This is a genomic window from Frankia sp. KB5, from assembly GCF_002099325.1.
Lineage (GTDB): Bacteria > Actinomycetota > Actinomycetes > Frankiales > Frankiaceae > Frankia > Frankia casuarinae.
Genome location: NZ_MRUJ01000199.1, coordinates 1 through 12188, shown reverse-complemented (window position 1 = coordinate 12188; position 12188 = coordinate 1). Strand labels below are relative to the sequence as shown.

Annotated in this window: 13 protein-coding genes and 1 tRNA gene; 8 read left to right on the top strand and 6 right to left on the bottom strand. The window is 70.4% G+C overall.

Going from position 1 to position 12188, the window contains the following annotated elements:
* Positions 1-57: 57 nt before the first annotated feature.
* Positions 58-426, bottom strand: a complete 369-nt coding sequence (locus KBI5_RS18230; protein ID WP_241883003.1) for a hypothetical protein — start codon at positions 424-426, stop codon at positions 58-60.
* A 123-nt stretch (positions 427-549) separates the two neighbouring features.
* Between KBI5_RS18230 and KBI5_RS18225 the strand changes: the two genes are divergently transcribed.
* From KBI5_RS18225 to KBI5_RS18215, 3 genes are all read left to right on the top strand, one after another.
* Entirely contained in the window at positions 550-852 is a 303-nt protein-coding gene (locus KBI5_RS18225) for a hypothetical protein (RefSeq protein ID WP_085015931.1), read from the top strand.
* 252 nt (positions 853-1104) lie between these two features.
* On the top strand, positions 1105-1314 hold the full coding sequence (locus tag KBI5_RS18220) for a hypothetical protein (protein WP_085015930.1): 210 nt from the start codon (positions 1105-1107) through the stop codon (positions 1312-1314).
* The gene (locus tag KBI5_RS18215; RefSeq protein WP_085015929.1) at positions 1314-2573 is read left to right on the top strand and encodes a tyrosine-type recombinase/integrase; all 1260 of its coding nucleotides are present in this window, start codon (positions 1314-1316) and stop codon (positions 2571-2573) included. The genes KBI5_RS18220 and KBI5_RS18215 overlap by 1 nt, the downstream gene beginning before the upstream one ends.
* Positions 2574-2649: 76 nt before the next feature.
* Here the strand turns inward: KBI5_RS18215 and KBI5_RS18210 are convergent.
* From KBI5_RS18210 to KBI5_RS18200, 3 genes are all read right to left on the bottom strand, one after another.
* A tRNA-Ala gene (locus KBI5_RS18210) sits at positions 2650-2722 on the bottom strand.
* Between the two features lie 317 nt (positions 2723-3039).
* Complete coding sequence (locus KBI5_RS18205; protein WP_085015928.1) at positions 3040-4104, bottom strand: ParA family protein; 1065 nt, start codon at positions 4102-4104, stop codon at positions 3040-3042.
* Between the two features lie 187 nt (positions 4105-4291).
* Positions 4292-5146, bottom strand: coding sequence for a maleylpyruvate isomerase family mycothiol-dependent enzyme (locus KBI5_RS18200; RefSeq protein ID WP_085015927.1), 855 nt, complete (start codon positions 5144-5146; stop codon positions 4292-4294).
* 224 nt (positions 5147-5370) lie between these two features.
* On the opposite strand from KBI5_RS18200, the gene KBI5_RS18195 reads away from it, so the two are divergent.
* The gene (locus KBI5_RS18195) at positions 5371-5718 is read left to right on the top strand and encodes a hypothetical protein (RefSeq protein WP_011438863.1); all 348 of its coding nucleotides are present in this window, start codon (positions 5371-5373) and stop codon (positions 5716-5718) included.
* Positions 5719-5797: 79 nt separating this feature from the next.
* Here KBI5_RS18195 and KBI5_RS18190 read toward each other — a convergent pair whose 3' ends face one another.
* A complete protein-coding gene (locus KBI5_RS18190) occupies positions 5798-5944 on the bottom strand; it encodes a DLW-39 family protein (RefSeq protein WP_035729042.1) in 147 nt (48 codons plus the stop codon).
* A 101-nt stretch (positions 5945-6045) separates the two neighbouring features.
* Positions 6046-6837: a nuclease-related domain-containing protein gene (locus KBI5_RS18185; protein ID WP_085015926.1), complete on the bottom strand. Its 792-nt coding sequence runs from the start codon at positions 6835-6837 to the stop codon at positions 6046-6048.
* Between the two features lie 386 nt (positions 6838-7223).
* Between KBI5_RS18185 and egtA the strand changes: the two genes are divergently transcribed.
* The 4 genes from egtA to egtD are packed head-to-tail and all read left to right on the top strand — an operon-like array spanning position 7224 to position 12068.
* Positions 7224-8732, top strand: coding sequence for an ergothioneine biosynthesis glutamate--cysteine ligase EgtA (gene egtA, locus KBI5_RS18180; protein ID WP_085015933.1), 1509 nt, complete (start codon positions 7224-7226; stop codon positions 8730-8732).
* Entirely contained in the window at positions 8714-10177 is a 1464-nt protein-coding gene (gene egtB / locus KBI5_RS18175) for an ergothioneine biosynthesis protein EgtB (RefSeq protein WP_023839973.1), read from the top strand. The genes egtA and egtB overlap by 19 nt, the downstream gene beginning before the upstream one ends.
* A 30-nt stretch (positions 10178-10207) precedes the next feature.
* Positions 10208-10945, top strand: a complete 738-nt coding sequence (egtC, locus tag KBI5_RS18170; protein WP_085015925.1) for an ergothioneine biosynthesis protein EgtC — start codon at positions 10208-10210, stop codon at positions 10943-10945.
* Positions 10946-10988: 43 nt separating this feature from the next.
* Positions 10989-12068: an L-histidine N(alpha)-methyltransferase gene (gene egtD / locus KBI5_RS18165; protein WP_011438868.1), complete on the top strand. Its 1080-nt coding sequence runs from the start codon at positions 10989-10991 to the stop codon at positions 12066-12068.
* Positions 12069-12188 lie beyond the last annotated feature (120 nt).

Sequence of the window (12188 nt, the reverse complement as noted above, 5' to 3'; positions counted from 1 at the left end):
CCTGACCGATGCCCGAGCCAGGTCGGAGAGTGGCTGCGTCCCCGAGAGTGGTTGCCGTCAGCTACTCAGGGGGTCGTAGTCGCCTGCGAGCCACCGGAGGAAACGTCGGGGATGGTCCATGTACGTCTGAATCGTGCTCGGCGTCCGTCCGGTGGACACGAGCACCTGTTCATAACGATCAAGAGCCTGGTGCAGGTCATCCAACGTCCACTGACCTGTCCGGCCCTGGCCCTTGGCTGGCCGTGGCGCCTGGCGCGCGRCATGCCATCGCTCGATGTCCTCGGCGTTCCAGACCTTCCCCATGCTCAGCACGGCCACCGGATCGGGGAAGGTCGGATCGTCGCGGAGGATCTGATGAACCCGCGACGGACTCACGTTCAGCATCTGGGCGATCTCCGCCGCGCCCATAAGGTTGATCGTCGACATGGGGCACATCATAACTTGACGAGCCATTAGCTCATGCCTACTGTAAGCGGTAGCGGTCCGGTGGGTGCGCCAACACCCACCGGAACCTTGATCCCAATCCTGACTGCACAGGAGTTGAGACCCATGCCCATTTTCTCGTCTGGCGGCTTCGGCGCGTGGCGCACCCCCGGTGATGGCGGGTCCCCGCTGATCGCGATGCGCACCCGGGCCACCGGGGAGCTCGTGCTGACGGTCCGTCCCGGGGCCGATGTCGGCGACCTGGTGGCGATCCTCGGCACGCTGCCCGCGGATGCGTTCTTCACGGAGCACTTCGGCGACGTCAACGCGGTACTCGTCTTCCGGCGGGTGCCCGGGGATTCGRCAACGCTTCCGGCGTCTGTGAACCCCTCGGCGGGGCCGGCGGCGGCGAGCGTTCCGCTCCCGTAACGGCAGTTCTGCCTGCTCCTCCCCCATTTTTCTTCCGTTCTCTGGTGGCGCTTGAAGCTGCCGGGGTGTCGGACGGGTCCAGGGTCGGCCATAGGCCGATCGCGTAGCGACGCGATAGCGCCCTGGACGCGGCCGGCGMCCCGGCAGACCATCCCAGCGCCAGAGAACGGAAACCCCCCGGCACCGGGCGACGCCACCTGCGGCCCGCGTGTGCCTTCCCCGTTCTTCTTTCGGCAAGGAGCTGCATTCGTCATGCCTACCAACCACGACGGACACCCGACGATGAGTCTGCAACAGGCTCTCCGGGAGCATCTCGACCGTGCCCGCGCCGGACAGGGCCGGCTCTACCCACAGCCCGAGGGAGAGAACAAGTTCGCCTGCGACATGAGCGACAGCCGCTACGGCTGCGCGTGGTGCGACAACATCGAATGGCCCGACGGCAACCCCCTGGACGCCGACTGATGGCCGAGAAGAAGAACGACCCGGACAACCAGGCGGCGGCGGACCAGAAGAAGAGTCGACGCGCGCACGGCGAGGGTGGGCTTTACCAGCGGGCCAGCGACGGCCGCTGGGTCGGTGTCGTCGACCTCGGGTGGATCGACGGCAAGCGGCGTCGCCGGACGGTCTACGGCCGGACTCAGAAGGAAGCCCGTGACAAGATGGCGGAGCTACGCAAAGCGGCCGACAAGGGCCAGGACCTCGCCGCGAAGCCACAGACGGTCGCACAGTGGCTGGCCTATTGGCTCGACGAGATCAAGGCCCATGACGGCACGCGGCCGTCGACCCTCGCGCGCTATCAGTACGCGATCGACGGGCACATCGTGCCGGTACTCGGCAAGATCCGGTTGGACAAGCTCACCCCGGCTGACGTCCGCCGGCTGCACGCCGCGCGCCGGGACTCGATGAAGCCGGCAAGCCTGGCCAAGGTTCACGCGGTCCTGCGGGCGGYGCTCACCGACGCGGAACGGATGGACCTGGTGAGCCGGAACGTCGCGAAGTCGGTCCAGGCACCCAAGCTCGGCGACGCGGAACCGCGGGAGCTGATGGTAGAACAGGCGCGCCGGTTCCTCGACGTCGCGGCCGGCGATCGGCTGGAAGCGCTGTTCGTGGTCGCGCTGACGATGGGCCTACGCCGTGGCGAACTGCTCGGCCTGCGCTGGGACGATGTCGACCTCGACGCGGGGACCCTGCGCGTCGTCCGCTCGGCGCAGCGCGTTTCTGGCACGCTCCGCCTGGTCGAGACGAAGACGCGGGGCTCGCGGCGCCCTGTACCGATTCCGGCAACGACGGTCGAGGCGCTCCGGCGGCACCAGAAATATCAAGAGCAGGAGCGCGCGGACGCGGGCACGGCCTGGAAGGAGAACGGTCTCGTCTTCGCGTCCACGGTCGGCACGCTGATGGAACCGCGCAACGTGACGCGCCGCGTCCAGCAGTTGCGTGGGCGGGCGAGCCTTCCCACGCTTCGGCTCCACGACTTCCGCCACGCCTGCGCCAGCTTCCTCCTGGCGGCCGGCGTCGAACCCCGCACCGTCATGGAGATCCTCGGCCACGCCACCATGCGCATGACCATGGAGCGCTACGGCCACGCGCTCCCCGAGCGTCTGCGCGCCGCGTCCGACGCGATGGACAAGCTGATGACGGCGTCTGACGATGACGCGGRCGGCCAAGGCGGCGAGCCAGACGACCGGCCGGACTCGGGCGACTCCGACGAACGCTCGTAGCGGCTGGGCTACACGATTGGCTACATAACGATCAAAGAGGGCGTCACTGCCGGTGATACCAGCAGGTCAGCCGCGGTGGAGACGAGGGGACTCGAACCCCTAACCCCTGCCTTGCAAAGGCAGTGCTCTGCCAATTGAGCTACGCCCCCCGCGGGACGCACTCCGGCCGGGACGGAACCACCCGACGATGACCACCTCGGCGAAGCGCTTCACAAGCGTACGRCATGACGGTCTCCTCGGACGTTGGTCCGGCACGGGAACCATAGGGGGACACCGATGCTCGGGTTGATCCGGTCTTCCGGCGATCACAGTGCCCGCCTACGACCATCGGGCCCCGCGGGCGCCCTGTGGATAACCGGGCCGCGACTCCCCCAATCGCCACCCTGTGGATAACCGGCCCGCCGACGCCGCCGTCAGCGATGGCTACGRCTACGGCCGTGCCGGCACCGGCCGCGAGGCCCGTCGGTCAGGACCGGCGCAGGGTCGGATCGATGAAGGCCAGCCGCTCCCGCACCTTAACCGCGAGATCCCGGAAGTCGGAGTAGCAGCGCCGCACCGCGCTCTGCGTACCGCCGAGTGCGCCGTCTCCGGCCCGCAGCTCGAACATCGGCTTACGGGCGTCGTGCGCCAGCGGGATCAGGTTCGCGTAGTGCCCCAGGGTGGCGATCTCGAAGGAACGGTCATGCGGTCCGGGGTTCCCGCTGGTGAGCACCGAGGTCGCGAACACCTCGGGAATCCGGTCGAGCCACCGGTCGTGCGCCTTCGCCGGCCGGTCGGTCCGCGTCGGCGGCTGCATCACGATGTACCCGATCGGCATCATCAGCCCGCGCGGGGCCGAGATACGCTCGGGAATCTTCGGCAGCACCATGCCCTGCCAGGTGGAACGCCACTCCCGCAGTGTGGGGCCGAGGTTGCGCAGCCCTCGCAGCGAGAATAGGTCCGCCGTCAGTGGCATGAGCACGGTGTCGGCGGACAGCAGCGCGGCCCGGTTGATGGCCCCCAGATTKGGCCCCACGTCGATGAGCACGATCTCGGCGCCGACCGAGCGGGCACCATGGTCGATGACCCGGTGCAAAGCCGTCGTCGTACGCAGCGCCGCGATGTCCTTGCCGAGGAAGCTGTTCGGCCAGGCGGCCGACAGCCGGTCCTCGAAGACGCTCAGCTCGAMGTCGCCGGGCAGCAGCCACAGACCGTCCTCGATCGTCACCGGATCGAAGAGCGTGACGTCCCCGACCCCCTCCATGATTGGCCCGATCGCCGTCGCCATCGTCCCCGTACCGGGGACGATCCGAACCGGGCGCACGTCGAGGTCGATGATGGACTTCGGCGCGGACGACGCGGTGACCTCCGGCTCCTCCCACAGCTGGGTCAGCTCGTCCTCGTCGAGGAACTGGGCGGTCAGGTTCGCCTGCGGATCGAGATCGACCGCGAGCACCCGGTGACCCATGCGCTGCAGCATGTGCGCCAGGTGGTAGGCGAGGGTCGTCTTACCGACGCCGCCCTTGTTGTTGAACAAGGCCATCGTGATCATGAAAAGCCCCGGCCGCGATCCCCACGTCGCCCGCGCGCCGCCTCACCCCAGTTGTCCCTGTTGTCCAACACGGCAGACATTGTCGCGCTAGCCGGAAACCTCAGAAGAAGCCCGCCCCGTCGCGGGTCCCGCCGGCCCCCGACCCGGGACACCGAGCGGCCGGCCGGTCAGTCCGAGAAAGCGCCGGTCATTCCCAGGGGGCGAGGGTGGGCCAGTCCGGCCGGYCCGGGTCCCGGCCGGCGAGCCAGCGCAGCGTCGGCCTGGTAGGCGCGTCGACGACCACGCGCCGCTGCCCGCGACCGACGGCGGTCGACGGCCGGTCCCCCGGCGCCAGCACGACGGTGATCTCCGGGGGTACTCGGGCCGGCAGCCCGCGCAGGGTCCACTCCCATTCGGCCTGGACGTAGGCCGGGCTCAGGTCCGCCCAGCCGGGACCGCCGAGATCGGCAAGATCGAGGTCGACGAGGTGTATCTCGGTCTCCCGCCAGCGGAGGAAGACCAGATCGGCAAGGGTCGTCAGGCCATAGGTGGCGGTGTGCCCGAGACCCGTGCGCCAGACGTCGACCTGCACGCCGTCCCAGGCCCGCTCCAGCCGGGTCACCGCGGCCACCAGGTCGTCGCGGACGTGCGCGGCGGGCAGATCGCGACCGGCGGCGATGCCGTCCTCCCGCTGCCGCGCGCCCCCGGGATACTGGGCCCGGATCCCACCGGCCCGGGCGGCTTCGACCATGCCGGTGTGACCGTCCGCGTTGCGGGCCAGGTGGGTGAGCAGATGACCGACCGTCCAGCCCGGCAGGCCCAACGGACGGCGCACGACGACGTCGTCCAGCCGGCCGGCCACCTCCAGCAGACGCCGATGGGCCGCCGCGCATCCGGCGAGCCGATCGTGCGGAACCACCGAGGGGAGGTAGGAKGGACCGGACGGYGGCGACGTGTCGATGCTCGACTCCTGAGCGATGCTCACGCCCGCCCCGGGGTCGGCATCGGCTCCCGCGCCGGGAACGAGGGCGTCGGACGGTCGAGACGAGGTCGGGGTGGTCATGGTTCTACGGTGCCTCCCCACGCCACCACACGCCAGGTCAAGCCTTCTGCCAGCGTCTTTACCCGCAGATTCCTTATAGTCGGCACACTCCACGCTCGAGATCCACRCCGCGCCCGACGCTCCCTCGATGGCYGACGTAACGCGGTGGAAACAGCTCCGAGCGAAAATACCCAGAGGAAGATACGGAAAGCATGYACACGGATACCCGACGGAAGGATGAGCGGATGTTCACGACTCCTCGCTTCCTGCAGGGCATTGTCCCCTTCGAGGGCAAAGGTCTGGATGTTCCGATTTCGCTTGGCTCGTCGTTCAGCTACGTCGTCCCAGCCGGCATCACCGCCCAGCCGCTCTACTTTCGGGGCGGTAACTCGACGGACGAGCTGATCTGCCCGATCCTCCTGCGGAACGGGATTCCCATGCGCTTCTTCCCGATCGGAGCACGGGGTTCAATCCACGTGCCGCTGCGCGTCGTCGAGGATTTGGTACCGGAGACGCACATCGAGCTGCACCTCGCCGCCCCGACCGGGCTGGTCGGCACCCTGGTCGTCGACGTGGGCCTAGTCGAGCTCTGAGGCCCTGAGCTGGAAGCTTTGACGGGCTGACACCTCGGGCACCTCGGGCCGGGGTGGCAGCCCGGCCTTGCCGCGGACCTCAGCGCCCGCCGGCCGGGGCGCCCGCCGCGGAGGTCGCCTCCCGCCAGAGGTCGATCTCCTCCTTGCCCCTGCCGCGGCGCCGGACGGCGGTCAGCGCGGCTCCGGCGCTCGCCAGTAGAGCCAGCACGGTCACCTTGCGAACCATCTCGTCTCCTTCGTAGGCCACCTTCACCCAACGGTATCCCGCCCGCCGGCACCGTGGTCGGACCGGGTCGCATCGTCCTGATCAACGTCACTGCGAACCGATCAACGCCGCAGCAGGCCAYGCAGCCGGGATCGGGCCGRCCAGGACGGCGGGGGTCCCGACACCRCATAGGCCGGGAACACCCGCCCGGCCACGTCGACCAGCATCGCCACGTCGATGGGCCGAAGCACGACCCCGGCGGAGAGCACGTAGTCGGYCACCCCGGTGGTGGGCAGCAACAGCACGCCCTCGACGAGGGCCAAGCCGGCGGGAAGATCCGCGCGGGCGAAGGCTACGACCGGCTGGACCTCCAGCTGCCAGCCCGCCGGCAGTTCCGCGAGGAGCTGCGCGGTGGCCTCCTCGCCCATCCACGCGACCAGCCCCARCATCGCCCGCAATGGAACCTTGCCGGCCCAGACCCCGGCGGTGTTCTGGCGGATCGGTCCCGGATGGGCGTCGGTCTCGATCACCCAGGCCCCGGATGGCCCGATGACGAGATGGTCGATATTGCCGGCCGAGTCGGCCAGCGCACGGTCGTGCAGGACGGTGTAGCCGGCCCGGGCCAGACGGTCCAACGCCCGTGCGGTGCTGCGTTCGGCCTCCGCGTCCTCGCGCCAGGCCTCGATCTCCGGCGGGGACCGGAGAAACCGGGTCGCCGCGACGAGGACCACCACGACGGCCGAGATGATCGCGAGCTGCACGGCCACGAGCGCGGGCAGCCCGGCCAGGAGGATGACCACGGCGACGACGAGGGTGACGGCACCCGCCGTGGCCCCGGCGACGGCCATCGCCCGCCGTTTATGATCGCTGCGCTCGGCGACGTAGAGCTGCTTGCGCCGCAGGTACTCGGCCATGGCCGAACGTCCCGCTGACTGCCGATCGGACACGTCCGCGGTCACCACCTCCCGGCGCCGTCACGACGCCGTTGCGCTCGGCGTTGTCTCCGGGTCCGGAACCGGCTCCGCCGTCAGCCAATCACGGCGCGCTGCCGACTCCCGGTCCGTCCCGGTCCGTCCCGGCCACCATTCCATCGAATACACAACAGCGACAGGGTCAAGGGCGTGGAATATGCGAGGGAGAAGAACGTTGGAAACACATCTATACCACCCATCGGCGAGACGGCCGAGGCGACACCGGGTACGGCGGCCGGGTAGGGGGCCGGCGGCGCAGGGGAGAACCCACCGGAGGCCGCCGTCGGGCGCGGTGTCGAACAGTTGCAGTGCCGGAGAGGAGCCACAGGATGCCACGCCACGTGACACCCGAGGGGATCCGGAATGACGAGCCGCAGCCACCACACCCTCACTCACAGCCGCAGCGGCGGGCGATCGACACCGACCAGGTATGGGCCTTCGCGGCCGGCTGCGTCACGCCGGTCCACGGGACAGGCGATGAGGCGGCCTACGGGAACGACCGCGGGAACGACCGCAAGGGCATCCGGGGGAACGACCRCAAGGACACCCGGGGAAACGGTGGCCCGACGGTACCGGGAGGATGCGTCGGCATCGAGACGGAGTGGCTGATCGTCGACACGCAGGCAGTCCACTGTCTGATCCCGCCGGCCCGCACGCTGGCGTCCCTCGCCCGGATTCCCGGGACCACCCCGGGTCCCGGCGGGCCGGTCCTGCCCGGGGGCAGCCGCATCACCTTCGAGCCCGGCGGCCAACTGGAGCTGTCCGGGCCGCCTGCCGAGCTCACCGCGGCCGTGCGGGCGAGCTCCGCCGATCTGAACCTGGTCCGCTCCGCCCTGGCGGTCGACGGCCTGGCCCTCGTCGGCATGGGGGTCGATCCCCTGCGCGTCGGGATGCGGCAGACCACCGCGTCCCGATACGCGGCGATGGAGGAGCATTTCCGGACCGGGGGCGGGGCGTCCGGCACGGTGATGATGTACTCGACCGCCTCCGTCCAGGTCAACCTGGACCTCGGCGGCTCGCCTGCCGAGGCGGCGCGGCGGTTCCAACTCGTCCACGCTCTCGGCCCGGTCCTCACCRCCCTGTTCGCCGCCTCACCCGCRTACGCCGGCCGCCGGACCGGATGGCGGTCGACCCGCCAGGCGGTGTGGGACGGCATCGACGCGAGCCGAACCCRGCCCGTCGCGGCCGCTCTCACGGCCCCGGGGTCCGGGGACACCGAGCCCGATCTCGTCGACCTGTGGGCGCGGTACCTGCTCGACGCCAAGCTGATGATGGTCGAGAATCCCGCCAGGGCCGGCAACCCCGAAGACGATCATCATTTCGTCCCGGTCCGGGACGACTCAACCTTCGGGGACTGGCTCGCCGGCCGCGGCCCGGTCACCCGTCCCCCGACCCGCGAGGATCTCTCCTACCATGCGACCACGGTGTTCCCCCCGGTCCGACCGCGTGGCTGGTGGGAACTGCGCTACCTCGACGCGCAACCGGGTGACGGCTGGCAGGCTGCCGTCGCGATGCCGACGGTACTGYTTGACGACCCGGTCGCCGCGGACGGAGCGTTCGAGGCGTGCCTGGCCGTCGCGCATCGCTGGCCGGCCGCGGCGATGCTCGGCATGGCCGACGAGCCCCTGCGACGCGCGGCGGTGCGCTGCGTCGACCTGGCCGTGAGCGCCCTGCGCCGCGGCGGCGCGACCGATCTCGCCGAGACGGTCGAGTCGTTCGCCGGGCGCTACCTCGACCGCGGCCGATGTCCGGCCGACGAACTGACCGAACGACTTCTCGCGATCGGCCCGGCCGGTCTGCTGCGTGAGGAGGCCCACCGGTGCGTCTCACTCGTCTGACCCGGTCCCCGGCATCCCTGGCATCCCCAGCCGCCCCGGCCGACCGGGAGACCGCCGCCGACCAGGATGCGAAGCCGATCCGGGAGGCGAAGCCGATCACCGCCGACACCGTCGCCGACGCCCTGCGGACCGCACGCCAGCGTTCACTCACGTACACCGACATCGCCGCGGAGGATCTCCTCCGCCAGCACTCGCCGCTGATGTCCCCGCTGGTCTGGGACCTCGCCCACGTCGGCAACTACGAGGATCTCTGGCTGGTGCGCGCGCTGGCCGGCGGCACCGGGACGCGGCCGGGGCTCGACGACATCTACGACGCGTTCCGGCACAGCCGCGCGAGCCGCAGCCGGCTGGCCCTGCTCGGCCCCGCCGAGACCAGGGCGTACCTGCACGAGGTCCGCGGCCGCACTCTCGACCTCCTCGACCGGTTCGGACCCGACCGGTTCGGACCGATGGCTGGCGCCGGCGCGGAAACCGCTGCCGTACCGGAGCGGGAACGACTGCTCGCCGACGGCTTCGTCTACGGCATGGTCGTGCAGCACGAGCACATGCACGACGAAACGATGCTCGCCACGCACCAGCTCCGCCAGGGACCGCCGGTACTTGCTCCCGGCGCGGCGCCACCGCCCGGCCGCCGGGTGCCGCGGCCGGAGGTCCTCGTGCCGGGCGGCGAGTTCACCCTCGGCACCAGTATCCATCCCTGGGCCTTCGACAACGAGGGTCCCGCCCACCGCGTCCACCTCCCCGCGTTCTGGATCGACACCCTCCCCGTCTCCAACCGGGCGCAGATCGCCTTCATCGACGCCGGCGGATACGACGACGAGCGGCTCTGGTCGGCGGCGGGATGGGAATGGCGCCAGACGGAGGGCCTGAGCGCGCCCGCGTTCTGGTGGCGCGAGGGCGGCACCTGGCTGCGCCGCCGGTTCGGCCGGGTCGAGCCGGTTCCCCTCGACGAGCCGGTCCAGCACGTGTGCTGGTACGAGGCCGAGGCGCATGCCCGCTGGGCCGGCAGGCGGCTACCGACCGAGGCCGAGTGGGAGAAGGCCGCCGCCTACGACCCGGTCACCGGACGTTCACGGCGGTATCCGTGGGGGGACACCGATCCGACTCCGGAGCGTGCCAATCTGGGCAACTGGACGAGCGGCCCGGCCCCGCTGGGGGCCTATCCCGCGGGCGCGAGTCCCTGCGGAGCCGAACAGATGATCGGGGACGTCTGGGAATGGACGGCGAGCGGGTTCACGCCGTACCCGGGCTTCGTGTCTTACCCCTACCGGGAGTACAGCGAGGTCTTCTTTCCGAAGGCCGGGCGGGAGTCGTCCTTCCGCGTCCTGCGCGGAGGCAGCTGGGCGACGGACGCCGTCGCCGTCCGCGCCACGTTCCGGAACTGGGACTACCCGATCCGCCGGCAGATCTTCGCCGGATTCCGGCTGGCCCGCGACGCCGGGTGACGAACGAGCACGCGTGCGAAGGAGACCTCGGTGTGCCGGCACCTCGCCTGGATCGGAACGCCACGGACCCTGGCGGGGCTGACCTTGGAGCGTCCGTACAGCCTGCTGCGCCAGTCGTGGTCGCCGAGGCGGATGCGCCACGGCACGGTGAACGCCGACGGGTTCGGAGTCGGCTGGTACGCCCCGGCGCTGCGGGCGGCGCCGGCCCGGTTCCGCCGGGCCGTGCCGATGTGGACGGACGCCTCGTACGCCTCGATCGCCGGCGCGGTCGCCTCCGGCTGCGTGCTGGCGGCCGTGCGTAGCGCCACCGTCGGCATGCCGATCGAAGAAAGMGCGACGGCTCCCTTCACCGACGGCCACCGGCTGCTCAGCCACAACGGCCGGGTCGACCCGGTGGCCGTCCGGCGGATGCTGCGCGACCGGCCCGACGCTCCGGTCCCGGACTCGACGTGCGACTCCGCGCTGCTCGCCGCGCTGGTGTGGGAGCACGCCGGGAAGCGTCCACTCGCCGAGGCGGTCGCCGAGGTCGTGCTGTCGCTGGACGCGGCGGGTTCGGGCGAGCGGGCCCGGCTGAACCTGCTGGTGGTGGATGGAACCCAGATCGTGGCGACCGCCTGGCGGGACAGCCTGTCATACCGGAGGGAGAAGGATGGAGTCCTGGTCGCAAGCGAACCAGACGATGACGAACCGGGCTGGGTGGACGTTCCGGACCATCACCTCCTGGTAGCCGACACACATCAAGTCACTCTTCGTAACATGATCTCCTAGATCAGTTACCGTGGGTTGCACCACGTTGATGGAGGGTACATCCATGACACCAAGGACTCCGACAACCACCCGAGCGGATGATGCCGTCCCTGAGGGGACGGGCGCGAACGGCACGGCGGAGATCCCGTTCCCGGGCCTCTCCGTCGACCGCCACCTGCACGAGTCGGATCGCGCCGTCACGCTGGCCCGCGACGTGCTCGCCGGCCTCACCGCGAGCCCCCGCGAGCTGCCGCCGAAGTGGTTCTACGACACCACCGGCGGCATGCTGTTCGACAAGATCACCCGGTTGGCGGAGTACTACCCGACCCGGCGGGAACGGGCCATCCTGGTCAGTTACGCCGACGAGATCGCGGCTGCCTGTCCGGCCGACACCCTCGTCGAGCTGGGATCGGGAACCTCCGACAAGACCAGGCTGCTGCTCGACGCGCTGCGGGCGGCCGGCAACCTCCGCCGTTTCATCCCCTTCGATGTCGACGAGGCGGCCCTGGTGCGGGCAGGTCGCGGAATCCTCACCACCTACCCGGGGCTCTCCGTGGCGGCCGTGGTCGGGGACTTCGAACGGCATCTGCACCAGTTGCCCCGAGGTGGCCATCGGTTGCTCGCCTTCCTCGGCGGCACGGTCGGCAATCTGCGCCCTGCGCAGCGGCAGAACCTCCTCCGTACGCTGCGCGAGCAGGCCGAGAGCTCCGACGCCCTACTACTGGGAACGGACCTCGTCAAGGACGTCGACCGCCTCGTCGCCGCGTACGACGACGGTGCCGGGGTCACCGCCGCTTTCAACCGCAATGTGCTGACGGTGATCAACCGGGAACTCGGGGGCGACTTCGACATCCGCGGATTCGCGCATGTGGCGGTCTGGAACGCCGAGAACTCCTGGATCGAGATGCGGCTACGTTCCGTTCGGGAGCAGCGCGTCTCGATCGCGACCCTCGCCGTTACGGTCGACTTCCAACCGGGGGAGGAGATCCTCACCGAGATCAGCGCTAAGTTCACCCTGGACGGCATCGCCTCGGAGCTTGCGCTGGCGGGCTGGGCGGTGGCGCGGCAGTGGACGGATCCCGATGGGGATTTTGCCGTGACGCTCGCGACGCCGTCGTCCGCCCCCGCCGCCGTCCCGGTCTGAACCCGTCCCGGTCCGAACCAGGCCCGGTCCGAACCAGGCCCGCCCGGACGCCGCCTCATCAGCCGCCGAGCAGACCGACGTCGCGCGCGGCACCGGTGGAGGCCGAGGTCGCCATCGCCG